Genomic DNA, 22,785 nt, shown 5'->3' on the forward strand with positions numbered 1-22,785 from the left:
TTACGAACCCTTATCCAGCAAGGAGACCGCTCCCGTGCGTCTGAAAGTCCTCGCTCCCGCTGCCCTGATAGCCGTATCGGCGCTCACCCAGGCCGGCTGCGGCAACAGCTCGACCACCGCGACCACCTCCACGACCAGCGCCGCGGCGGCCACCGGCTCGGCCGCGGCGCTGCCGACCGCGCCGCCGGCGGGCCAGGTCTCCCTGGCCGAGACCGGCAGCACCCTGCTCTACCCGCTGTTCAACCTCTGGGACCCGGCCTACCACACGCAGTACTCGAACGTGACGATCACGGCGCAGGGCACCGGTTCGGGCACCGGTATCTCGCAGGCCTCCGCCGGCGCCGTCAACATCGGCGCCTCCGACGCGTACCTGTCCTCGGGCCAGGTCGCCAAGACCCCGAGCCTGCTGAACATCCCGCTGGCGATCTCCGCGCAGCAGATCAATTACAACATCCCGAACTTCTCCGGCACGCTCAAGCTCAACGGCATGCTGCTGTCCGAGATCTACCAGGGCAAGATCACCAACTGGGACGCTCCGCAGATCGCCGCGGTCAACCCGGGCGCGAAGCTGCCGAACCTCAAGATCGTGCCGGTGCACCGCTCGGACGGCTCCGGTGACACATTCCTGTTCACCCAGTACCTCTCGAAGCAGGACGCGAGCGGCTGGGGCAACTCGATCAGCTACGGCACCACCGTCAGCTTCCCGGCCGTGGCCGGAGCGCTGGCCGAGAACGGCAACGGCGGCATGGTCTCCGGCTGCGCGGCCACCCCGGGCTGCGTCGCCTACATCGGCATCAGCTACCTGAAGCAGACCCAGTCCAAGCACTTGGGCGAGGCGGAGATCGCCAACGCCTCCGGCAACTACGAACTGCCGACCGCCACCACGATCGGGGCCGAGGCCTCGGCGATGACCGCGCAGACCCCGGCGAACGAGACGCTCTCGATGATCGACGGCCCGGCCCCGCAGGGCTACCCGATCATCAACTACGAGTACGCGATCGTCAACAGCAAGCAGTCCAGCGCGACCACGGCCACCGCGCTGCAGGCCTTCCTCGGCTGGGCGCTGACCGCGGGCAACGCGAGCAGCTACCTGGACCAGGTCGACTTCCAGCCGCTGCCGGCGGCGATCGTCAAGCTCTCCGACGACCAGCTCGCGAAGATCACGGGCTGATCCGATGCCCGCACCGACCACCCCGTCGGCGCCCGAGCGGGCGGCAGCCGTGCCGCCCGTTCCCCGGGCCCGGCGCCGCGCGGCGGCCTCGCGGCTGCTGCGCGGCGTCGGCGCGGCCGGCTCCTCGATCCCGCTGCTGGCGCTGATCTTCGTGCTCGCCGTGCTGCTCGCCCAGGCGCTGCCCGCCATCGAATACAACGGCTGGGGCTTTTTCACCGGCACGGCCTGGCGGCCCGGCAACTTCTACGCCGACGGCGTCACCACGAACGGCGTCGCGCACCCGCCCGGCGCCGACTACAGCGTCTGGCCGCTGATCGTCGGCACCCTCGCCAGCTCCCTGATCGCGATGATCGTCGCCGTTCCGGTCTCCATCGGCGCGGCGCTGGTGATCGTCGAACGGCTGCCCCGCCGGGTCGCCGACGCGGTCGGCATGCTGCTGGAACTGCTCGCCGGGATCCCCAGCGTCATCATCGGCCTGTGGGGCGCGCTGACCTTCGGGCCGTTCATCGCCCGCGACATCGCCCCGATCCTCGCCAACCACATGCCCAACGTGCCGGTCCTGAACTTCTTCCGCGGCCCCACCGGCTACGGCGAGGGACTGCTGACCTCGGGTCTCATCCTCGCCGTGATGATCATCCCGATCGTCGCGGCCACCACCCGCGACCTGCTGCGCCAGGTCCCGCTGCTCCCGCGCGAAGGCGCGCTCGCCCTCGGCATGAGCGAATGGGAAACCGCGCGCAAGGTGACACTCCCGTGGATCCGCTCCGGCATCATCGGCGCCGTAGTCCTCGGCCTCGGTCGCGCCCTCGGCGAGACCATGGCGATAGCGATGGTCTCGGGGGCGGTCACCGGAACCCTGCCGACCAACCTCTACGCCACCATGTCCACCATCTCCGCCACGATCGTCTCCCAGCTCGACTCCGCCCTGACGGACGCCACCGGCTTCGCCGTGCGCACCCTCGCCGAGGCCGGACTCGTCCTGATGGTGATCACCCTGGCGGCCAACATCGCCGCGCGCATCCTGGTCCGGCGCACCTCGGGCACCGCGCTGCCGGTAGGAAGGGGAATCTGACCCGTGACCCAGCCCACCGACCGCACTCGGGCAGGACGCGCCTCGCGCGCATCCCGGCGCCGGCGCGCGGCGAACCTCGTGTTCTGGACCGGCTGCTTCCTCGCCCTGGCCCTGGTCGCGGCCCCCACGCTGTGGCTGCTGATCGGCGTGATCGCCAGAGCCGCCCCCGTCTTCCGCTTCTCCGTGCTGACCACCAGCACCCAGGGCAACGGCGGGGGACTGGCCAACGCGATCGTCGGCACCTTCGTGATCGCCGCGGGCGTTCTCGTGATCGCCGGCACCATCAGCGTGCTGACCGGCGTGTACCTGTCCGAATTCGCCCCCCGCCGTGCCCGCGGCGTGCTGCGCGGAGCCTACGAGGTGCTCTCCGGCATCCCCTCGATCGTGCTCGGCTACGTCGGGTACATCGCCCTGGTCGTCCAGTTCCACTGGGGCTTCTCCCTGCTCGCCGGCGTCCTGGTGCTCTCGGTGATGGCGATCCCGTACATCGCCAAGGCCACCGAGGCCGCCCTCGCCCAGGTGCCGACCTCCTACCGCGAAGGCGCCGAAGCCCTCGGCGCCCCCTCGGGGTGGATCGTGCGCCGCATCCTGCTCAAATCCGCCCTGCCCGGCATCGTCACCGGCCTGCTCGTGGCGGTCGCGATCTCTATCGGCGAGACCGCGCCGCTGCTGTACACCGCCGGATGGTCCGACACCATGCCCACCGGGCAACTGACCTCCTCCCCAGTCGGCTACCTCACCTATCCGATCTGGACCTTCTACAACCAGCCGTCGACCACCGCCCAGGACCTCTCGTACGACGCCGCGCTGCTGCTGCTCGTGTTCGTACTGCTGCTGATCCTGGCCGGCCGCCTGATCGTGGCCCGCGCCCGCCGCCACGCCGAATAGGACCGCACGTGACCGCGGCCCACGACCGACCTGAGGACCCCTGGCCACAGCGGAAACTGACCTACCGGCAGTCCGGACTGGTGGAGTTGATCGCCGCCTACGCCCAGGCCCACGCGCCCGGCAGCTACCTGCTCACGGCCCCGCAGATCGCCCGCCGCTTCCGCGCCTCCGAAAAGGACGCGGAAGCGGCCCTGCGCCACCTGGTCGACCACCAACTCCTCGACTCCCGGACCAAGGGCAATGTCCGCAGGGGCGAGAGCCACGTCGACATGCGCGCCTCGGGCAGTTGCGTACGCATCGAACGGCGCGAGATCGGCGCCGAACTCGAATGCGCCACCTACCGGCGCTCCCACGAACGGGTCATCCCGTGGATCGCGCGCGCCCTCGAGGTCCCGGAGGGCACCACGTTGACGGTCATCCACCGCCTGCTCACCTTCGACGGCGCCCTGGCCGCCCACACCGCCACCATCCTGCATCCGGCCACCGGCGCGATCCTGCCGCGCCGCCCCTGGCTCGCGGCCTCGCCCCCGGAAGTGTTCGCCCGCCACGGGCTGACCGTGCGCACCGCGGCCGTCAGTGCCCAGATACGCCCGGCGACCACCGAGGCCGCCCACGCCCTCGGCCTCGAACCCGGGACACCCGCCATCGACCACCGGGAACTGCTCGAACTCGCCCGAGGCCGCCAGCCCATCGCGGTGACCACCTCCTGGCTGCACCCCGCGCACTACCGCGTCACCCTCCAGCAAGACACCGTACTCAACTCCCGCGGTTAAACTCAGACAACGAAGTTAAGCTTGTTGGTACTCTATGCATTTTGAGTTGTAGTGTCGGCATCGTCGAGGATCGATGCGCCGGACAACGGGATGTGCAGGTCCGGTGCCGGATGACGCAAGAACCGGAGCAGCCAATCGGCTGCCGTGCCGATGGTGCCCGCATTAGCGGCACCGGACGGCACCAGGAAGTCTGCAGGTGCCCGCGCCCGGAACCGGGTTTGCACGGCCCGCAAGCCGGGCGTCAGTCGCTCGTCGAGCCACACGCCCGGCGGGAACGCGGGTTGTCCACCTCGCGGCTAAGCGCATGCCCTATGTACGTGGTCTGTGTGATGCGCCCGGTGTACGACCGCCCGCCCATACCTTGCGCTACCGCAGTCGGGGGCGAACGGAGATCAGATAACGACGAGCCGGCACGGACCCAGGCGCGCCGGCGATCAGAGCCGTCGGCGGCGACTCGCAGCCCGTAGCCGTGCGCAGGCGCCGGCTTGCCTTCTGCGCACGGCGTAGAAGGCCAGAATCGTGATGGCCACCCAGACGTAGCTGCTACCGACGACCTGCTCCCACAGCGCCCAGCCGAGTTCGCGGTTGCCCGAGTGCGGGAACCAGATCTGCGGTTCGGCGAGGAACACGGCGGTGACGCAGGCGGTGACGAGCAGGTATCGCAGTCCTGAGGAAGCTCGCAGCCGCCAGCCCCTGACGAGCGCGCACACGAGTACGGGGGCGGCCCAAACCCAGTGGTGCGACCAGGAGATGGGGGAGACGAGCAGTTCGGCGCACGCGGTGAGCGCAAGCCCGGTGACGGGACTGCCCTGCTTGAAGGCCGTCCGCAGGGCGATCAAGGCGGCCACGGCGACGAGCGCGCTCGCGGCGAACCAGAGGGCTGTTTCTGCCGTCCCGGTCAGGTGCGCCCGGCAGAGGACTCCGGTGATCGACTGGTTGGCGGCGAGGTAGGGGGTGCCGATCCGGCCGGTATGGAAGACGGTGGAGGTCCAGTAGCGCAGGGAGTTGGTCGGGCTGACCGCGAAGCCGATCGCCGTGACGGCCAGGAAGGTACCGGTCAGGCTCGCCGCGCCACGCCAGTCGCCGCGTGCGATGAAGTAGAGCAGGAACACGAGCGGGGTGAGTTTGAGCGCCGCGGCGACGCCGGTCAGTGCGCCGCGCGGCCAGCCGATCGTGCGCCCGTCCACGGTGAACCACGTGCCCGGGAGCAGGATGTCCAGGCTCACCAGCGCCATGAGCACGATATTGATCTGGCCGTAGGCGAGCGTCGAGCGTATCGGCTCGATGAGGACCGCGAACGGCAGTGCGGCGACGGCCAGCTTCCACGAGCCGCGTCCGGTGGCCAGCTTCGCAGCGCGCAGGAAGAGCGCGAGAACGCACAGGAGCAGGCTCAGGCTCACTGCGGTCATCAGCACGCCCGCGACCGTGTTCGACACCAGCGCCAGAGGGGCCATCACCACCGCTGAGATCGGCGGGTAGGTGAACGGCTCGCGCATGCCGTTGGCGATCGGCGGCAGCGGACCGTAGAGCGCGCGGCCGTGCATCCACGCTTTCGCACCGACGCGGTAGACGTTCAGGTCTAGGCGGTAGACACTGAGGTTGAACGAGCCGTGCTGGTAGGTGAGCAGACTCGCCAGGAACACCACGAGGGCCAGCGAGGTGAGCGCGGCACGGTGTCGGCGTGCCGGGCCGAGGGCGGTTTCGCTCAGCACCACCCTCGGCCCTCGGGCCTGTTCAGGCGCTCGGCCGGGTTTGCGGTCCGCGACCGATCCATCGTGTCGGGCGTAGCCATGCATCCGCTCCCCGCGATTCGGTGGTAGGCAAATATTTCGGTGGCCGAGACACCGAGCATAGTCGAGAGCGGATCATTGGAGCACGATCCACGTGCCAGGACGACGTGGTGCGTGAGCGTGGAGGGCGCTGGGGGCATTGAGGCCGGTGCGCGCTGCCTGGGCGTGCTGCCTTCGCTCACGCAGACACGTGCGCCGCTACGCCAGCCGGGTGATGCGCCATGGGCGACGAGCCCGGCAGCGGGCGGCGGCGTGAATCGGCGGACGGGCACACCGGGCGCCAACGGAGTGAAGGCGATACGGATCCAAGCCCGGAAGACACGCTGGTTCGCCAGGGCAGAGCGGGAGGCATCGTCACGCCGAGGCTAGCGATCACCGTGTGCCTTCCCGGGTTCCTGAGCGTCGAGGACCCCCCGATCCGCAGAAGGCTCGGTGGGATCCGCGTCCTGATCGCGTCGTGGCCGCCATTGGTTGATCGCGAACCAGGCGAGGCCGGCGAGGGTGAGGGCGGTGGCGATGTAGAAGTTGAGGCGTAGCCCGAGGATGTGCTGGGAGTAGTCGATGCGGATGGTTTCTTCGAAGATGCGGTAGGCGGAGTATCCGGCGACGTAGAGCGGGAAGAGGCCGCCGGGGCGCAGTCTGCCGGTGCGTTCGAGCTGGATTAGCAGCAGGGCGAAGGCGAAGTCCCAGATCAGTTCGTACAGGAAGGAGGGCTGGAAGGTGGTGTACTGGGCGTAGCCGGGCGGCCGGTACTGCGGGGCGATCTCCAGGCCCCAGGGCAGCGTGGTGGGCTTGCCGAACAGTTCCTGGTTGAAGTAGTTGCCGATCCGGCCGATGCCCTGGGCCATGAGGATGCAGGGGGCGAGAGCGTCCATCATCAGCGGCACGCTCGCGCCGTGGCGGCGCAGCCGCCAGATGCACACGGGTACGGCGAGGGCCACGCCGCCCCAGATGCCCATGCCGCCGTCCCACATGGCGAGCACCCCGTACCAGACGTGGGGGATGGCGGCGGGGGTGGTGACATCGAAGTAGATCCGGCCGCCGATCAGGCCTGCGGGCACGCCCCAGATCGCCATCTCCTCCACCAGTGCCGGGTCGCCGCCGGTGGCGGCCCAGCGGCGCCGGCCGAGGAGGACCGCGAGTGCGATGCCCACGATGTACGCGATCGCGTAGGCGTGGATGAACAGCGGTCCGAGGTGGAACCCGTTCACACTCGGCGACGGTATTTCGGTGTGCAACATATTCGGAAGCATAGCCGTGCTTCAGCCGGTGCTCGTCTCGGAGGCCTCGAGGCACCGGGCGGGTAGCGGGAACCAGCGCAACGTCTCGAATTCGGCGGGTAGGCCGTTCGGCCCGTCTGCCGCGGTGTCCGGGAGGGCCTCGATCAGTCGGCGCGCGACGTCGAGTTGCTCGGGCAGGACGTGCTCGTCGGCGGTGGCCGGGGGCGAGACGGGCGAGGAGATGCCCTGCGGGGTGAAGCGCACGTCGGTGAGGTCGAGGCTAGGGGCGGACGCGGGCTCGCGATGCTGCCACAGGCCGGTGGCCGGGTCGAACCGGTAGGCCGGGAGCAGCCGGTGTCCGTGCCGGGCGAGCAGGTCGACGGCGTCGATCAGGTAGTCGCGGACGGTGTCGGTGATGAAGTAGTTGAAGTTGATCCGGACCCAGCCGGGTTTGATGCCCTCGCAGCCGAGGCTGATCTCGTGCTCGAAGGCGTGCGAGTGTTCTGCGTCGATGGCCAGTAGCCGGTGGCCGTAGGGTCCGGCGCACGAGCAGCCGCCGCGGGCCTGGATGCCGAACAGGTCGCTGAGGACAGCGACGACGAAGTTGTGGTGCAGGAACTTGCCCAGCTGCGGTGCGCGCAGCCGGAAGGAGACGATGGACAGTCGCCGGGCCCGCGGGTTGCCGAGGATCTCGATGCGCGGATTGGCGTTCCACCGCGTGATCGCCTCGCCCCACAGCTGCTCCTCGCGAGCCTGGATGAGATCGATGCCGACGGCTTGCTTGAGAGCGAAGACGAGGCCGGCGCGGATGGATTCGACGATCGCCGGGGTGCCGCCCTCCTCGCGGGCGACCGGGTCGTCGAGGTAGCGGTGCCCGAGCGGGTCGACGAACAGCACCGTGCCTCCGCCGGGAACCGTCGGCACCCGGTTGCGCACGAGATCGCGGTGCACCACCAGCACACCGGGGGTCTGCGGTCCGCCAGGGAACTTGTGCGGGGACAGGAAGATCGCGTCCTTGTGGTCGCCGCGGCCTGGCGCCGATTCGCGCATCCGGATCGGCACGTACGGCCCGGCTGCGGCGTAGTCCCAGAACGACAGGGCGCCGTGCGCGTGCAGCAGCGCCGCGATGGCGTCGGCGTCGGTGACCACGCCGGTGACGTTGGAGGCGGCGGAGAAGCTGCCGATGCGCAGCGGACGGTCGGCGTAGTGCGTGAGCCGTTCGGCGAGGAAGGCCTGGTCGATGTGTCCGTCGCGGTCCTCGGGTACGACCACGACCTCGGCGATCGATTCGCGCCAGGGCAGTTCGTTCGAGTGGTGCTCGTAGGGGCCGACGAACACGACCGGGCGCTCGTCAGGCGGAATGCCCGCTTCCAGCTGGTAGCGGTCGGCGAGCGCGGCGGGCAGCCGCAGCTCGAGGATCCCGACCAGCTTGTTGACCGCGCCGGTCGCCCCGGAACCGGTGAAGATCACCAGATGGTCACCGGTGCCGCCGACCGCCTCCCAGATGATCCGCCGCGACTGCTCGCGCAGATGCGTCGTGGCGCGTCCGGTGCTCGAGCTCTCGGTGTGCGTGTTGGCGTAGCGCGGCAGGACCTGGTCCCGGATGAACTCCTCGATGAAATCGAGCGAGCGGCCCGAGGCGGTGTAGTCGGCGTAGACCACGCGGCGCGGTCCCAACGGCCCGTCGAGCACCGCGCCGTCGCCAATCAGCCCGGAGCGTATCCGGTCGATCAGCGGCGAGTTCGGTGAACCGCAGGACATGTCGTCCACGATACGTCCGGTGTCACCCACGCGTAAGAAGCTTCACACGGAGCGCGCATGGCGTCAGTGATGGGCGTGTTCCGCTGCGCCTACTGGCACGACGCCGTCCGACTCGAGGAACTCGCGGACCGCGGCGAAGGCACGCGGACCGTAGACGGTGCCGGGACCGCCGTTCATCAGGATCGCCACGCCGATGGCCTCGGCCGCCTCCTGCGCGGTGACGCCGTGCTGCACCGCGGCGTGCGCGTGTGCGGCGATGCAGCCGTCGCACTCGCGGGTGACGGCGATCGCCAGCGCGATCAGCTCCTTCGTCTTCACGTCCACTGCGCCCTCGGCGAGCGCGGAGTCGTGCAGCTGCTTGTAGCCGGCGTAGACCTCCGGGATCGCACGACGCAGCTCGCGCGTGGGTTCGCGCAGCGCATCGCGCACGTCGGATCCATAGTTGCTCATGATTCGCTCCTTACAAGCGTGAACTGGTTAATCGATGATGAACGGTCATACGGGCCTTGTCCTGGGCCTTTCGGCCCTCACCGTGCCAGTCGGCGGTCACGTGGCGCGGCCGCGGCATCGTCCGCCGCGTCGGCGTGGGCGATCAGCAGCTCCGCGAGGCGGCGTGCTTCCAGAGGTGTGAAGCTGGCCCAGAGCTCGTCACGGTCTTGCCGGAGCCGTTGGGTCCTCAGCGATACGCGGGCCGCCGGATGGGCGAGGTGCTCCAGGCAGAGATCTCCGACCATGAACTCCCGGCCGCACACGGTGCGCACGATGTCCGTCATCACGCGCCTCCTCCCATAGATACCCCGTGGGGTATCTCGGACAACGCCGCCCCGGCTTTGCGCATTCCCTCCGGGCTCGGGAATAGACCGCCCGAGCCCGGCGATATACCCCATGGGGTATCTGGTCGAGCGGAAGGAACTGTCATGAGCGGCAGCGATGTGAAGCACACGGTGGAGTTGACGAAGGAGAACTTCGACGAGAAGGTCGGCGGCGACGGGATGGTACTGGTGGACTTCTGGGCGTCGTGGTGCGGGCCGTGCCGGATGTTCGCACCGATCTTCGAGCGCGCAGCGCGGCGCAACCCGGATCTCGTGTTCGGGAAGGTCGACACCGAGGCGCAGCCGGAGCTGGCCGGCGCGTTCGAGATCACCTCGATCCCGACGCTGGTGATCGTGCGCGACGGGATCGTCGTCTACGCGCAGCCGGGTGCGCTGCCCGAGGCCGCGCTCGACGAGTTGATCGGCAAGGCGCGCGCCCTGGACATGGACGAAGTGCGCGGCAAGATCGCCGCGCAGCGCGAGGCGTAGGCAGCCAAGGTGCGGGAGCCGTCATGTCCGAGGTCGATGCGGACGCACAACGCCGGCCACCGCGTCATCAGACGGTAGGCGATGCGGGCCGACGCCGAGGGTCGCTGCCGCGATAGGGTGCCGTCCTGGTCGTGGTGGCCCACCCCGACGACGAGACCTTCGGCCTCGGCGCGGTCATCAGCCACCTGGTCGGGCAGGGCACGCGGGTCCACGTGCTCTGCTTCACCCATGGCGAGGCCTCGACCCTCGGCGAGGGCGGGGACCTCTCCACGGTGCGCGAGAAGGAACTGCGCGACGCGGCTCGCGCACTGGGCGTGCGATCGGTCACCATGCTGGAGTTCGCCGACGGGCACCTCGCCCAGGCGCCCGTCACCGACCCGGTAGTGGAGGTCACGCGCGAGGTGGCGGCGCATCGTCCCGATGCGCTGCTGGTCTTCGACGAGTCCGGAGTGACCGGGCACCTGGACCACCAGGCGGCGACCCGCGCCGCTGTGCTCGCGGACACGGGTCTGCCGATCCTGGCCTGGGGACTGCCGTCGGTCGTCGCCGATACGCTGCGCGGCGAGACCGGCGCGCCGTTCGCCGGGCGCTCGCCCGAGCAGTTCGACATCTGTGTGCGGGTACGGCGAACCATGCAACGCCGCGCCGCGCTCGCGCACGCGAGCCAGGTCTCGCCCACCGCGGTGTTCTGGCGACGCCTGCAACTACAGGGCGAGTGCGAGCATCTGCGGTGGCTAAAGGCCCCGGGCACGCACGATCCGGTGAGCGCGCCGCGGTAGCGGACTCGGCCGCGCTGTCAGGCCTTGCGGGATCCGAGCAGTCGTGCGAGCAGCCCGCCGCCGGCGCCGCGTTCGCGGGGGGCGTACTGGCACCGCTGGGAGCGCGGTACGCCCGCGAGGACCTGTTCGACGTGGTTGCCCGCAGCCGCGGTAGGTGGCCTTGCCGCAGTTCTTGCACGTGGCGCGTTGGCACATGTTCGTTCTGGTCGACCAAGGGGAGCGCTCGTCAAGCCAGCTCACACACCCCCTGGTGTTTGCGTATTCGCGACCATCGGCCCGGGTCCGCCGGGGCCGATGACCCTGTTCGCGGGGCGAGGACCGATCGACGATCAGAGTGACACCAGTGGCATGAGATCGTGAGGAGGCCGCTATGACGAGGCCGATCGTGATCGGTGTGGACGGCTCGCGGCGCAGCCTGCACGCCCTCGAGTGGGCCGCGCGAACCGCCGACGTGCATGACTGCCCGCTGAAGATCGTGCACGTGCTGCCGCGCTGGGTGGAGGACATTCCCTTCTTCCCGCCCGGCCGCTTCGAGGAGGCGCGCAAACGAGGTCGGCGCATCGTCGCCGAGGCCGCGGAGTTCGTCCGCGAGGAATACCCAGGACTCGAAGTGAGCTCGGCACTGCCGTACGGCGTGGCGCCGGCGAAAGTGTTTCTCGACGAAGCCGAGAAGGCGCGGGCGATCGTGCTCGGTGCCAAGGGCAGCGCACTGGGCAACCTGGCGCTCGGTTCAGTCAGCCTTCAGACGGTCGGCTACGCGGCGAGCCCGGTCGTCATCGTCAACCGCGCCGTGGACGGCAACCACCGCATCGTCGTCGGCACGGACCTGTCGAGAAGTTCAAGCGCCTCGCTGGACTACGCCTTCGAGGAGGCCTCGAGGCGCAGGGCCCGGCTCCAGGTGATGTACGTGTGGAAGATGCCTTATCCGCCCAAGCCGCCGCTGCTGTTTGATCCAGATCCGAAAGTGGTCGCACGCGGGTACGAGGGCGTGGTGGAGGAGCAGATCAGCGCGTTACGCGAACACTATCCCGAGGTCGATGCCGTCATCGACGTGCAGGTACGCACCACCCCGATCGAGGCTCTGACCGCCGCCTCGGCGCGGGCCGACCTGCTCGTGCTCGGCTCCCGCCTCCACGGCGGGTTCCGCGGACTGGCCATCGGCTCTGTCAGCCACTACCTGCTGCACAACTCGGCGTGCCCCGTCGCCGTCGTGCGCCCCGCTGAGACCTCGGCCAGACCGCTTGTCTCGCCCTTCCGCGCCAACTGAAGACTTTCTGAAATCGAGTCAACCATACGCCGGGGGCGGGCGTCGTCATGGGTGTGAGTAGCGAGGAGAACCAGTGGTGGCGTCCTTCGGCTGATCCCGAGTCGCAGACGCAAGCGTACGAGCGCCCGGGCGCGACTGAGCCCGGCGCCGATTCGGTACAGGGGCCCGCACGGCCCACCAGACGTCGAGTGCTTTTCGCCGCGGGCGGTCTGACGCTGCTGGGCTCGGGGGTGGCCGCCGCTGCCGCCGCCATGGAAGGAGGCCGGAGCGCCAGCCACCCTGCATCATTGGAGTCGGGCCCGGCCGCGTCGAGTGCCACGCCCTCCGGCATTGCCTCGTCGCCTTCGACCTCGGCGGCGGCCAGCGGCGCGCCATCGGCTCATCCCTCTGCGTCGGCGTCAGGATCACTCCCTCCGGCTAGTGTCGTTGCGACCGCCCCGCAGTACTACATTGATGACGCCGGGCCGATGGCGATCGCGCTCAGCCTCGACGACGGCCCCCACCCCGTCTACACCCCGCAGGTCCTCGCGGTCCTGGCGCACTACGGAATCACCGCGACGTTCAACATGATCGGCCAGCAGGTCGGCCCGAACCTCTCCCTGGTGCGCGAGGTGGCAGCCGCCGGGCACACCATCACCAACCACACCTGGAACCACGACGAGCACCTTCCCCACCGCACCTACGCCCAGGTATGCGCGCAGATCGATAGATGCAACGACGCCCTAGCCGAGGCCGGGCAGCACCCGACGATCTTCAGGGCGCCGGGCGGTAACTGGGGGCCGGTGGTCTACCGGGCATGCGCCGCGCGCGGACTGCGACCGGTCGACTGGACGGTGGACCCGCGCGACTGGGATCAACCCCGCGTCACCACCGAAGAGATCGTCAGCAACGTGCTGACCCACACCAAGGCGCACGACATCATCCTCGACCATGACGGGGGCGGCGACCGGTCCCGCACCGTCGCCGCGCTGAAGATCTACATACCGAAGCTGCTGGACAAGGGATTCACCTTCGCCGCCATGTGAAGCACGCGGCGCGTCGTCGGTCCTGGCACGGCCGACGACGCGTTTTCAATCCTGCCGGGGTCCGGCACGCGGCAAGGATCGGCCGACAGGCCTGCTCTGGCCGCGCCGATGTGGAACGCCGGACGACGATACGCCGTTGACTCTTTTCGGGAAGGCTCCATCCCTCTCCGACGTGTGGTGACGCAGGCGGATCACGGTCGGTTTCCGCCCAGTCCGCACAACCGGATCCAGGAATTCAACGCCGCAACACCCGACCGTTGATTGCGACCGTGGGCCGACCGCGCCGGCTCTGGCAGACTGGCCGACCGTGACCGAGACGAGCGCCGTACCTGACCGCCCCGCGCTGCTGCGCCGAGGATTCCTGCTGGAGTACACCACCCTGGGCTGGAACGTCGTGGGGATCGTCGTGCTCGCCTTCGCCGCACTCGGCGCGCGGTCGGTGGCCCTGGCCGGGTTCGGGCTGGACTCGCTCATCGAGATCGGCGCTTCGACCGTGGTGGTCTGGGAGCTCTCCGGCACCGGCGAGCAGCGCCAGCGCACCGCACTCCGGCTCATCGGGGCGGGCTTCACCGCTCTCGCGCTTTATCTGCTGGTCCAGTCGACGTGGGTCCTGGCCGCCGGATTCCACCCGCGCCACTCCCCGCTGGGCATCGCCTGGACCGCGATCACGGCGGCGGCGATGTTCGCCCTCGCCTACGGCAAGGCTCACACCGGCGCCGCCCTGGACAACCCGGTCCTCAAGACCGAGGGCAGAGTCACCCTCGTCGACGGGATCCTCGCCTCGGCCGTCCTGCTCGGGCTGATCCTCAACGCCGCCGCCGGATGGTGGTGGGCGGACCCACTCGCCGGATACGTCCTCGTCTACTACGCACTGCGCGAAACCCGGGAGATCTTCTCCGGCCACCACGACGGTTGAACGCCCCGGGTATCGGATCGAGTGAAGGTCGGCTTCAGTCGGCGTTGCCTTGCTCCCGCGTGAGCAGGCTCGATGCCCCGATGCATTCGTCGGCTGCTGCCAGCGGGTACGGGAGCAGGCGTGGGCGCAGGCTCCAGAAATAGCGGTTTTGTGGCTGGCGCAGTAGCCGCATTCGCCCAGCCTGCCGGGTCGGAGCGACTGACGGTCTCGCGAGAGCGGCCGCGTTCCCCCGGGGTGGAATCCGTGTCGGCAGCGGTAAGCGGCACCGCGGCTGTTCCAGGTTCCTCCTGTGAGTTCGAGATACATCGCGCCCTCGGACAGCCGATCGGGCAGCAATGCAAATCCGCGACTCGACAAGCTCGGGAGGGCGGGCGGCCGGCGGAGGAGGTTCTCCGGGGCCGTCTGGCGTGCGCGGGAGAAGGCCGAGGCGAACCGGGGCGCGGCCGAGGCATTCTCGCGCCGGGTTCGACCTGTTGCATCCGCGGGTCCTGCCGGCGACCAGGGCCGGGCCCTGCTCACCATCGGTGGCCGCCTTCGAAAGCGTGTACGCGGCGCTCGCGGGTGGCCGTGCCCACCCGCACGGGCTTCCTTCGCCCCTGCAATCCCACCTGCCGCCTGTAGGTCGTCCTGCCTACGTTGATCACGGACCGTCTTCGGTCCGTTGCAGAGATGGCATAGAGCTTCAGGAGGGCATGCTGTGATCAGACGCTCAGCTACAACCACCCCGCCGGCGGTGCCGCGGTGGCTGGCGGCGCTCATCGCGTTCGCGCTCGGGCTGGCCGGGTTCGTCGTCGCCGTGGCCGAAGCCGCCCCGGCCGCGGCCTCCGGCGCGGGCCTGCAGGTCTACGTCGGCTATGCCGACAACCTGCGCGCGGACGCGGGCGACTTCCCGACGCCGTGGTCCGGCTCGTCCGGTGTCACGTTCGAGGGCTGCACCGGCTCGTGCACCTTCGATGCCGGCGCGGTGCGTTTCGTCAACGACTCGACCACGCCGCAGACCATCTCGTCGATCTCGGTCTCGCTGAGCACCTGCACCTTCGCGATGTGGCCCGACGCCACGCTCGCGGTCGGCCAGCAGCTGATCATCACTCAGACGGCCAGCGGCGCGGTCGGCGGCTGCATCACCGACCAGGGCTACTTCGACACGTCGGACATCGGCCCGAACGGCGCGAACTGGGCGGGCGACTGCAATCAGTCGGGTGTGATCCCTGTCGTCAACGCCACGATCGACGGCTCTCCGGAGAGCTTCAAGGACACGGGCCAGGTGCTCAACACCGGAGGGGTCGACCGCGCCAGTTGCCCGCCGCCGGGTGGCAACGAGTCAACCCAGTGGTCGCAGATCGGCACCAGTTGCAACGGCGCGACGCTGACGCTCGCTCCCGCGACCCAGACCCATCAGGTCGGAGACACCGCCGCGGTCGACGCCACCCTGGCGAACAGTTGCGGCCAGGGCCTGCAGGGCTCGAACGTCGACTTCACCATCCCCTCCGGCCCGAACTCTGGGCAAACCCGCACAGCGTTCACCGACGCCAGCGGTGTAGCAGCGTTCGACTATTCGAGCGGTAAGGCGGGCACGGACACGGTCGACGCCTCGGTGACCAACGCCGTCGGCGTAATCAACGCGCAGAGTCCCGTGACGGTCGACTGGGTGTCCTACCTGACCGGTCGAGCGTACGGACTTTCAGCCTCCGGACTCGCCTCGATCCCCGCGACACCGGACACCGGATACGTCAAGACGGACATCGCGGAGAACGTCCAACCGCCGTGTGTCGTGACCATCACCGGCCTCGTCAGCGCAGGCACCCTGTGCACTGACGTGACCACCGCACTCAACCCGGGCACCTCGACGGCGAAGGCGTCCGTGCAGCACGTCGGCATCGATGCTCTCGGTGTTCCGGCGATCCAGATCGGCGCGGTCGACTCCTCGTCGCAGACCTCGTGCTCCGGATCGACCGGCGATGCGACGATCGCGTCGGTGACCGTCGGCGGGATCCCCGTGAACGTCAACCTCCACCCAGGACCGAACACGACCGTGAACGTGCTCGGCGTCAAGATCACGTTCAACGAGCAGATCCCGGTCACCGGTACCGACAAGGGCCTGACGGTGAACGCCGTGCACATCGACGCCCTCGGCCTGCTCAACGTCGTCGTCGCCTCGTCGACCAGCGATATCGCAGGCTGCTGAACTGGAGCTTGGAGGAAGATTCTCGAAAGCGGCGGGGCCGGGGTGTATCCCCGGCCCCGTAGTCGAGGATCGACCAGTGCGCAAAGGGCCTCTGCCCGTCGTCGGGGGATGCACCATGAAACTGGCGTTCTCCCATGTATATGGACACCTGGATAATGGGTCGGTAGGTCCGGGAAGAATGGAACCAGGTGAGCAATCCGTACGGGAATCAGTACACGGCGGAGTTCAAGCGTGACCCGGTCGCGCTGGTGAACGCCTCGCCGGGCAGGACGGCCAACGAGATCGCCCGGGAGCTGGGGGTGAGCCCGGAAGGGCTGCGCGGCTGGGTCAAGCAGGCGCGTATGGACGTCGACGGCGGCACGCCGGGTTCGTTGGACCTCGGCCGAGCGCGAGGAGCTGGCGGCGCTGCGCCGCCGGGCGCGGGAGCAGCACCAGGTGATTGACATCCTGAAAGAAGCCGCGCCGGCCCGGGATGAGGGTCGTCAGCGACATCACCTACGTGCCCACCGAGGAAGGCTGGCTGTATGGCCTGTTGGATTGACCTGGCCACCTGGGAGATCGACGGCTGGTCGATGGCCGAGCACCACCGAGCCGAGCTCGTGGTGGACGCGCTGAAGATGGCCCTCGGCCACGGCCCGCTCGAGCCGGGTTGCATAGCGCCCTCGGACAGGGGCGGCGGAGTACACATCAGTAGAGTTCAGGGACGTATTGAAGGAGTTTGGGCTATGGCAGTTGATAGGCAGGACAGGCTCCTGCTGCGATAACGCCGCGTGCGAGAGCCTGCGGGCGGTGCTCAAGGCCGAGGTCGGCGCGCGGATCTGGCCGGACCGGGCCACCGCACGAGCGCAGTCTTCGAGTTCATCGAGGTCTTCTACAACCGCAGGCGGCTACGCCGGCACCCCGAGTTCGGCCACCTCACCGCGGCAGAGACGCGAGAGCGGCTCCGGGATGAGCACACGTTGACAGCGTGAGAAGAACGTGTCCAGCTCAGTGGGGAACTTCACTCGGAGGCTTGCCCGTTGCAAGCGACCAGGACGCGTGCGGCGACCATGCGACCCGCAGTGGCGCGCCACGCGCGAGCGCCGGGAATATTCGTGGTCACGGTGAGCCCCAGGGCCTTCTGAGTGAGTTTCAGCGTGTCGAGGCAGTGATCCGCGATCGCCGCCGGTATCGTCAGCTTTGCATAGTGCAAGTGATCTCGACATTGCTGACCGCGTCTCGACACATGCCGTGCGGTCTGTCCTGTCAGGTTCAGCGGAGATGCTGGAACGACCCGTGGCTTCCCCGCGAGGCGGCGGAATCGGAGTGGCCCATGTACCGCAGTCGTCTGCTCGATACCTCGCGTGCCCGGATGGGCGTGATTCAGGTCATGGTGCTCGCGCTGATGGCGACGCTCGGCGGCCGGCTGTGGTACCTGCAGGTGCGCTCCGGGCCGCACTACCGGGCCGCCGCCGCGGCCAACGACCTGCGTACTGTGGCCACCCCGGCGGTGCGCGGCGCCATTCTGGACGATCAGGGCCATCCACTGGTCGACAACCGCACCACCCTCGAGGTCACCGTCGATCTCGACACCCTGCGGGGAGAACCGAACGGCGGGGCGGTGGTGCTGGGCCGGCTGGCGACCCTGCTCGGGCAGAGCGAGCAGCAACTCGCCGAGAAGCTCCGTCTGTGCTCACCCACCGTGACCCAGCCGTGCTGGGCCGGCTCTCCCTACCAGCCGGTGCCCGTGGCCACCGACGTACCCGCCGGTGTCGGCCTGGAGATCCTCGAGGAGGGCGAGAAGTTCCCCGGGGTCACGGCGCAGCCGGCGGCGCTGCGCACCTACCCGGCGCCGTTCGGCGCGAACGCGGCGCAGATCCTGGGCTACCTCTCCCCGGTCACCCCGGCCGAGCTATCCAAGCCCGGCAGCGACCTGCAGCCGACGGACATGGTCGGGCGCGCCGGGCTCGAGCAGCAGTACGACGCGGTGCTGCGCGGCAGACCGGGCGTGGCCGAGGTCGCGGTCGACAGCCTGGGACGCGCGGTACGCACCGTCTCGCGGCGCGCCGCGGTACCGGGCGACGATGTGGTCACCACCATCGACGCGCACATCCAGGCGATCGCCGAGAAGGCACTGGCCGACGCGGTGAACGCCACGCACGGGGTATGGGACTCAAACACCGGCAGCTACGGCAAGGCGAACTCCGGCGCGGTCGTGGTGCTCGACGTGAACACCGGCGCCGTGGTCGCCATGGCCAGCTACCCGACCTACGACCCGAACGTGTGGACCGGAGGGATCAGCTCCGCCGCCTACGCGAGACTCGCCGGCGCAAACCCCACACCGCTGCTCGACCGGGCCTACCAGGGCGAGTACCCGCCGGGCTCCACCTTCAAGGCCGTGACCACCTCCGCGATGCTGAACGACGGCTTCCCCGCGGGCGGCAGCTACGACTGCTCGCCGGACTTCGCGATCGGCAGGCAGGACTTCCACAACTTCGAGGGCGAGGCCTACGGCCCGATCAGCCTTAAACGCGCCATCGAGGTCTCCTGCGACACCGTCTTCTACCGGGTTGCCTACCAGATGTGGCTCAAGGACGGCGGCAACAACCCCGTCGCCCACCCGCTGGATCCGGTCCAGACCATGGCCCTGGACTTCGGGCTCGGCAGCAAGACCGGCCTGGACCTGCCCGGAGAGGCCACCGGGCTGATCCAGGACCGGGCCGAGAAGCTCTCCTCCTGGCAGGCGAACAAGGCCGACTGGTGCGCCCACGCGCAATCCGGCTACCCGGACGTCGCCGCGCACGACCCGACCCGCGCCGCCTATCTGAAGGAACTCGCCCGGGAGAACTGTCTGGACGGATTCCAGTTCCGCGGCGGCGACGCGGTGCTCGAGGCGATCGGCCAGGGCGGGGTCGAGGTCACCCCGCTGCAGCTTGCCCGCATCTACGCCACTGTCGCCAACGGCGGCACCCTCTACCGGCCGCATCTGCTCAAGGCGGTGCTCGCCCCGAACGGCAAAGTCATCAGCACCTACAAACCGCAGGTGGTCGCCCACGTGCCGATCTCCCCGGCCGCCCGGGCCTTCATGATCAACGCGTTTGAGGGTGTCTCCCAGGCCGGCACCGCCTCCGGGGTCTACAGCGCCTGGCCGCAGAACCAGATCCCGGTCGGGGCGAAGACCGGCACCGCGGACGTCTACGGGCAGAACCCCACCTCCGTGTTCGCCTCCTTCCTGCCCGCCGACCACCCCGAGTACGCCGTCGCGATGATGGTTCCGCAAGGCGGGCAGGGCGCACAGATCTCCGGCCCCGCCATCGAGAAGATCGAAGAAGCGATGTTCGGCGTCCAGAACGGGAAGGCCGTACCGGCCACCGCCCTACTACCAACGCCTCCGGCGAGACTTCCGGCGATCACCCCGGGCGGACGACTGCCTGTCACCTTCCCGTACCCGCAGCAGTGGCCCCCTGCGCCTCCGACTCCCCAAGCCGCCGCGCTCCCGTCGGCCACCGACACCACCCCGTCGCCCGGCCGGAGCCGACGATGACCCGGCAGCCGGCGGTCAACGCATGAGCAGCAGGCCCTGGGACGAGGTGCCGCCCGCCGATCGGCTGACGGCCGGTGAGGCGGCGGCTTATCTCGGCCTGTCGATCACGACCCTGCAAGACTGGCGCTACCGGGGGATCGGCGTGGCGAGCCGCAAGGAAGGCCGACGTGTGTACTACGACCGCGCCGATCTCGAGCACTGGATGGCCATGCGCCGATAGGTTTGCTTGGCGAGCCTCGCACGCGCTCCGCCGCCGGCCGGGCCGAGGATCGGTGTGATTGATTCGGTCCTACCCGTCATTCGCGCGGGGGCCGGCGGAGCGCGTCGAGTTGGCAGTGATCGACTCGTGTCGGCTCCGATGCTGGTATCGCAAAATGGACAGCTCGGGCGGTCGCCTGAGGCCAGGGCGTCTACGCTGGTGGTCATAGCGGCACACCAGAGCAGATACGCGAGAGCGAACGGGTCGTCACCTGGGACGAAGACGACGATTCCTGCGGTGGCCGGAACCAGACAGCTATCGTCGGCGCGTACGTGCGCCCCGGCGTATACCGCTGAACCGTCACGCAGAGCGAGGGCGGACTGGGCCTGGGCACCTGTTGGCCGAACCTCGCGTTCCTCACCGTGAGCCTCCTGGCGGTCGCGTACCTGAGCAACACGAAGATCGACCGGACCGAGGGCCGCGACGAGGATACGCCTGCCCACCCCGTCTTCCTCGTCCCCGAGGAGGCCTGAGCCGAAATCCCGCCGCTTCCACGGTGCGGTACGGCGTTGTGCGCGCGAGCGTGGTAGGGCTGGCGGAACTGGAAAGTCCAGGGCCGCGTCTTGTCGCTCGGCAGGATTTACACGCGTGTAGTAGCCAGTCGGGAGGGCGCGCATAGTGGAGCGAGACGGATGGTGGCAGGCGGAACCAAGCGGGCCATTGCGCGCGAACCGGGACTCGTTCGAGCCCGACGTCCGCGATGCCAGCGAGATCGTGTGGCTGCCAGAACTCGACTATGACCTTGCCGGTTGCGCCGGTGCGCGCGGCACCGGCTCGGCGAACGCCCCGGCGATCAAGGAACCGGCCGCTCGGCCTCCGATCCACCGCGCTCGGCGCGGCGAGGTCGAGCGCAGCCCGCGGCGTGAAGCGCGCTCGGCGGGCGGTTCGCCGCCGGGCGACACCGGTCGAGGCGCCCTGCGCGTGCCCGAGGTGGCACTCGCCTTCTGGAGTGTCAAGGCGTTGTCGACTGCGATGGGCGAGTCCACCTCGGACGCGCTGGTCAACTCCTCGCTCGGTGCCCAAGTCGCGGTCGTCGTCGGATTCCTCGCGTTTTTGGCCGCGCTCGCCTTCCAGTTCAGGCAGGGGCACTACCGGGCCTGGCCCTACTGGCTCTCGGTTTGCGGGGTCGGGGTGTTCGGAACGATGGTGGCCGACGTGATGCACGTCGCGCTGCGCGTGCCGTACACCGCCTCGAGCATCTTCTACGCGTTCGTGCTCGCGGCGGTGTTCATCGCTTGGAGGCGCACCGAGCACACCCTGGACATCCACAGCATCGACACGTCCCGGCGCGAGGCGTTCTACTGGGCCGCAGTCGTGGCGACCTTCGCGATGGGCACCGCAGTGGGCGACTTCACCGCGGTCACGCTCAGGCTCGGCTACTGGTCCTCGGCCGCGATGTTCGCAGGCCTCATCCTGATCCCGCTGGTCGGCTGGCGTGTCCTGCGTTGGAACCCGGTGGCCTGCTTCTGGTCGGCGTACGTGCTCACCCGACCGCTTGGCGCCTCGATCGCCGACGGCCTTGCGAAACCGAAGAACATCAGCGGCATGAACTTCGGCGATGCACCGGTCGCGGGCGTGCTGGCCGCGCTCATCATCGTCCTCGTGACCTATCTCGCCACCACGAAGAAGGACGTGCAACGCTAGCACGATGCCGACGAGGGCGCGTCACCGCGCACTGAGGAGCGAGAGAAGCGGCGGATGCCTGTCGTGATGCCGCACCGGTGGACCGTGACCGCCGCCGCCTGGTCGCGAACACCCGCCGAGCAAGATCGATGCGGGCGCCTGCCGGGTGCGACCCGGACAGCGCGCGGCGGCCTTGGGCCTGTTTTGGACACCGTGGGTTGCGGATGTGTTGGTCGTTAGCTGCGGTTGCGGATCTGCCATCCAGATCGTGAGGTCTTTGACGATTCGGCCGATGTTCTGTTCGACCGTGAGGTCGTGGACGTGGCGGCGCGTGTCGCACAGTACGACTTCGCAGCCGCCTTCATCCAGCGTGGCGATGGAGGCGAACCAGGCCGGATCGTCCGAGTCCGGCTGGACGACGACGAACGTGTTGTCGGCGTGGTCGAGGTCCTCGATCAGCATGAAAAGCGCTTCCTCGAACGAGTCGTCGATGCCGTCGCCGTTCTCGCTATCGGCCCAGTAATACGAAGCGGGCATTCGAGGATCCCCGTGGTGTGAGACGACACCAGCATGGCAGGTCACAGCCACTCGGCCAACGTGGCGACGGTGACCACGGCCAGGAACCGGACGGCGAGTTTGATGCCCCTATGGCTGCCAGGCGGCGTTATGTGAGTTCTTGGCGGTTTGCCCTCGCTCGGTGGCGTGATGGCGACGCGGTTCGGGCCGGCGCTGTGCCGTCGGCATGCTGAGCTGAGCCGGTGCGATATGACGAGGTGCGCTACCCGAGCGATCTCTCTCCGATGAGCAGTGGGAGCTGATCCGGCCGCTGATCGAGGCGTGGAAGGCCGGGCATCCGTCGGTCTCGGGGCATCGGGGCATCGGGGCCGGTACGGGATGCGCGAGATGAAGGCCAGTGGCGCAGGCTGGCGTGGGGGGTCGCATGCGGTGCCGGGGCAGATCGGCGCTTCTGGCAGCTTCGTTCCTCACCAGGTGATCGGCAGGTTCGGAGAGGCCGTGCCTGTGGGAGGGATGCGCTGCTCCTGCAGGGCGAAGGTCATCACTTTCTTGAACACCGGTGCTGCAACCGTTCCGCCGTAGTAGTTGCCGCCCTGCGGCCCTTCCACGAAGACCCCTATCACCAACTGCGGATTGTCCGCGGGCGCGTATCCGATGAACGAGGCGGTGTATCCGCAGTATCCGCCGCAGCTGGCCACGTAGCGGTTCGCGGTGCC

22 protein-coding genes and 1 pseudogene are annotated in these 22,785 nt (G+C 69.0%); 15 read left to right on the forward strand and 8 right to left on the reverse strand.

Going from position 1 to position 22,785, the window contains the following annotated elements; genetic code table 11:
• The first annotated feature begins 34 nt into the window (after window positions 1-34).
• The 4 genes from pstS (at window position 35) to KDK95_RS18010 (ending at window position 3,904) form a co-directional block, all read left to right on the forward strand.
• Window positions 35-1,171 carry a phosphate ABC transporter substrate-binding protein PstS gene (gene pstS, locus KDK95_RS17995; RefSeq protein ID WP_212519352.1) on the forward strand — a complete coding sequence of 379 codons (1,137 nt, stop codon included), beginning with the start codon at window positions 35-37 and terminating at the stop codon, window positions 1,169-1,171.
• Window positions 1,172-1,175: 4 nt separating this feature from the next.
• Entirely contained in the window at window positions 1,176-2,243 is a 1,068-nt protein-coding gene (gene pstC, locus KDK95_RS18000) for a phosphate ABC transporter permease subunit PstC (protein ID WP_212519353.1), read from the forward strand.
• Window positions 2,244-2,321: 78 nt separating this feature from the next.
• Window positions 2,322-3,131, forward strand: coding sequence for a phosphate ABC transporter permease PstA (gene pstA / locus KDK95_RS18005; protein WP_372463344.1), 810 nt, complete (start codon window positions 2,322-2,324; stop codon window positions 3,129-3,131).
• 8 nt (window positions 3,132-3,139) lie between these two features.
• The gene (locus KDK95_RS18010; RefSeq protein WP_212519355.1) at window positions 3,140-3,904 is read left to right on the forward strand and encodes a UTRA domain-containing protein; all 765 of its coding nucleotides are present in this window, start codon (window positions 3,140-3,142) and stop codon (window positions 3,902-3,904) included.
• A 32-nt stretch (window positions 3,905-3,936) separates the two neighbouring features.
• Here KDK95_RS18010 and KDK95_RS18015 read toward each other — a convergent pair whose 3' ends face one another.
• From KDK95_RS18015 to KDK95_RS18040, 6 genes are all read right to left on the reverse strand, one after another.
• Entirely contained in the window at window positions 3,937-4,167 is a 231-nt protein-coding gene (locus KDK95_RS18015) for a hypothetical protein (RefSeq protein WP_212519356.1), read from the reverse strand.
• A gap of 171 nt (window positions 4,168-4,338) precedes the next feature.
• Window positions 4,339-5,619, reverse strand: a complete 1,281-nt coding sequence (locus KDK95_RS18020) for a glycosyltransferase 87 family protein (RefSeq protein WP_212519357.1) — start codon at window positions 5,617-5,619, stop codon at window positions 4,339-4,341.
• Between the two features lie 440 nt (window positions 5,620-6,059).
• Entirely contained in the window at window positions 6,060-6,935 is an 876-nt protein-coding gene (lgt, locus tag KDK95_RS18025; RefSeq protein WP_212519358.1) for a prolipoprotein diacylglyceryl transferase, read from the reverse strand.
• A gap of 21 nt (window positions 6,936-6,956) precedes the next feature.
• Window positions 6,957-8,675: an aminotransferase class V-fold PLP-dependent enzyme gene (locus KDK95_RS18030; protein WP_249161477.1), complete on the reverse strand. Its 1,719-nt coding sequence runs from the start codon at window positions 8,673-8,675 to the stop codon at window positions 6,957-6,959.
• A 63-nt stretch (window positions 8,676-8,738) separates the two neighbouring features.
• On the reverse strand, window positions 8,739-9,125 hold the full coding sequence (locus tag KDK95_RS18035; protein ID WP_212519360.1) for a carboxymuconolactone decarboxylase family protein: 387 nt from the start codon (window positions 9,123-9,125) through the stop codon (window positions 8,739-8,741).
• Between the two features lie 77 nt (window positions 9,126-9,202).
• Window positions 9,203-9,448, reverse strand: a complete 246-nt coding sequence (locus tag KDK95_RS18040) for a hypothetical protein (RefSeq protein ID WP_212519361.1) — start codon at window positions 9,446-9,448, stop codon at window positions 9,203-9,205.
• A 159-nt stretch (window positions 9,449-9,607) separates the two neighbouring features.
• Between KDK95_RS18040 and trxA the strand changes: the two genes are divergently transcribed.
• The 11 genes from trxA (at window position 9,608) to KDK95_RS35925 (ending at window position 21,574) form a co-directional block, all read left to right on the forward strand.
• On the forward strand, window positions 9,608-9,976 hold the full coding sequence (gene trxA / locus KDK95_RS18045; RefSeq protein ID WP_372463345.1) for a thioredoxin: 369 nt from the start codon (window positions 9,608-9,610) through the stop codon (window positions 9,974-9,976).
• A 131-nt stretch (window positions 9,977-10,107) separates the two neighbouring features.
• Window positions 10,108-10,755 carry a PIG-L deacetylase family protein gene (locus KDK95_RS18050; RefSeq protein ID WP_212519363.1) on the forward strand — a complete coding sequence of 216 codons (648 nt, stop codon included), beginning with the start codon at window positions 10,108-10,110 and terminating at the stop codon, window positions 10,753-10,755.
• A 370-nt stretch (window positions 10,756-11,125) separates the two neighbouring features.
• Window positions 11,126-12,022: a universal stress protein gene (locus KDK95_RS18055; RefSeq protein WP_212519364.1), complete on the forward strand. Its 897-nt coding sequence runs from the start codon at window positions 11,126-11,128 to the stop codon at window positions 12,020-12,022.
• Between the two features lie 467 nt (window positions 12,023-12,489).
• Complete coding sequence (locus KDK95_RS18060) at window positions 12,490-13,047, forward strand: polysaccharide deacetylase family protein (RefSeq protein ID WP_212519365.1); 558 nt, start codon at window positions 12,490-12,492, stop codon at window positions 13,045-13,047.
• A 307-nt stretch (window positions 13,048-13,354) separates the two neighbouring features.
• Window positions 13,355-13,963: a cation efflux transmembrane domain-containing protein gene (locus KDK95_RS35920; RefSeq protein WP_212519366.1), complete on the forward strand. Its 609-nt coding sequence runs from the start codon at window positions 13,355-13,357 to the stop codon at window positions 13,961-13,963.
• A gap of 697 nt (window positions 13,964-14,660) precedes the next feature.
• A complete protein-coding gene (locus KDK95_RS18070) occupies window positions 14,661-16,148 on the forward strand; it encodes a choice-of-anchor P family protein (RefSeq protein WP_212519367.1) in 1,488 nt (495 codons plus the stop codon).
• Window positions 16,149-16,336: 188 nt separating this feature from the next.
• Entirely contained in the window at window positions 16,337-16,591 is a 255-nt protein-coding gene (locus KDK95_RS18075) for a transposase (protein WP_212519368.1), read from the forward strand.
• An 81-nt stretch (window positions 16,592-16,672) separates the two neighbouring features.
• Entirely contained in the window at window positions 16,673-16,912 is a 240-nt protein-coding gene (locus KDK95_RS18080) for a hypothetical protein (protein WP_212519369.1), read from the forward strand.
• Between the two features lie 548 nt (window positions 16,913-17,460).
• Window positions 17,461-19,671, forward strand: coding sequence for a penicillin-binding protein 2 (gene mrdA / locus KDK95_RS18085; RefSeq protein ID WP_212519370.1), 2,211 nt, complete (start codon window positions 17,461-17,463; stop codon window positions 19,669-19,671).
• 22 nt (window positions 19,672-19,693) lie between these two features.
• Entirely contained in the window at window positions 19,694-19,891 is a 198-nt protein-coding gene (locus KDK95_RS18090; protein ID WP_212519371.1) for a helix-turn-helix domain-containing protein, read from the forward strand.
• A gap of 657 nt (window positions 19,892-20,548) precedes the next feature.
• A complete protein-coding gene (locus tag KDK95_RS35925) occupies window positions 20,549-21,574 on the forward strand; it encodes a COG4705 family protein (RefSeq protein ID WP_212519372.1) in 1,026 nt (341 codons plus the stop codon).
• Window positions 21,575-21,808: 234 nt separating this feature from the next.
• Here the strand turns inward: KDK95_RS35925 and KDK95_RS38275 are convergent.
• Together KDK95_RS38275 and KDK95_RS18105 are read right to left on the reverse strand one after the other, a co-directional pair.
• Window positions 21,809-22,090: pseudogene (locus KDK95_RS38275) on the reverse strand (hypothetical protein); the annotation flags it as partial.
• A 446-nt stretch (window positions 22,091-22,536) separates the two neighbouring features.
• Window positions 22,537-22,785, reverse strand: a 249-nt coding sequence (locus tag KDK95_RS18105) for a penicillin-binding transpeptidase domain-containing protein (RefSeq protein WP_249161470.1), incomplete at its 5' end; no start/stop codon positions are given.

Origin of the sequence: Actinospica acidithermotolerans (assembly GCF_018139625.1) — a bacterium.
Taxonomy (GTDB): domain Bacteria; phylum Actinomycetota; class Actinomycetes; order Streptomycetales; family Catenulisporaceae; genus Actinospica; species Actinospica acidithermotolerans.

What these genes read in the sequence shown, in the direction of transcription:
- pstC (WP_212519353.1), top strand. Translation starts at nt 1,176, where the DNA reads ATGCCCGCACCGACCACCCCGTCGGCGCCCGAGCGGGCGGCAGCCGTG.
- lgt (WP_212519358.1), bottom strand. Translation starts at nt 6,935, where the DNA reads ATGTTGCACACCGAAATACCGTCGCCGAGTGTGAACGGGTTCCACCTC.
- KDK95_RS18030 (WP_249161477.1), bottom strand. Translation starts at nt 8,675, where the DNA reads ATGTCCTGCGGTTCACCGAACTCGCCGCTGATCGACCGGATACGCTCC.
- KDK95_RS18035 (WP_212519360.1), bottom strand. Translation starts at nt 9,125, where the DNA reads ATGAGCAACTATGGATCCGACGTGCGCGATGCGCTGCGCGAACCCACG.
- KDK95_RS18040 (WP_212519361.1), bottom strand. Translation starts at nt 9,448, where the DNA reads ATGACGGACATCGTGCGCACCGTGTGCGGCCGGGAGTTCATGGTCGGA.
- KDK95_RS18055 (WP_212519364.1), top strand. Translation starts at nt 11,126, where the DNA reads ATGACGAGGCCGATCGTGATCGGTGTGGACGGCTCGCGGCGCAGCCTG.
- KDK95_RS18060 (WP_212519365.1), top strand. Translation starts at nt 12,490, where the DNA reads ATGGCGATCGCGCTCAGCCTCGACGACGGCCCCCACCCCGTCTACACC.
- KDK95_RS18080 (WP_212519369.1), top strand. Translation starts at nt 16,673, where the DNA reads ATGGCCTGTTGGATTGACCTGGCCACCTGGGAGATCGACGGCTGGTCG.
- mrdA (WP_212519370.1), top strand. Translation starts at nt 17,461, where the DNA reads ATGTACCGCAGTCGTCTGCTCGATACCTCGCGTGCCCGGATGGGCGTG.
- KDK95_RS18090 (WP_212519371.1), top strand. Translation starts at nt 19,694, where the DNA reads ATGAGCAGCAGGCCCTGGGACGAGGTGCCGCCCGCCGATCGGCTGACG.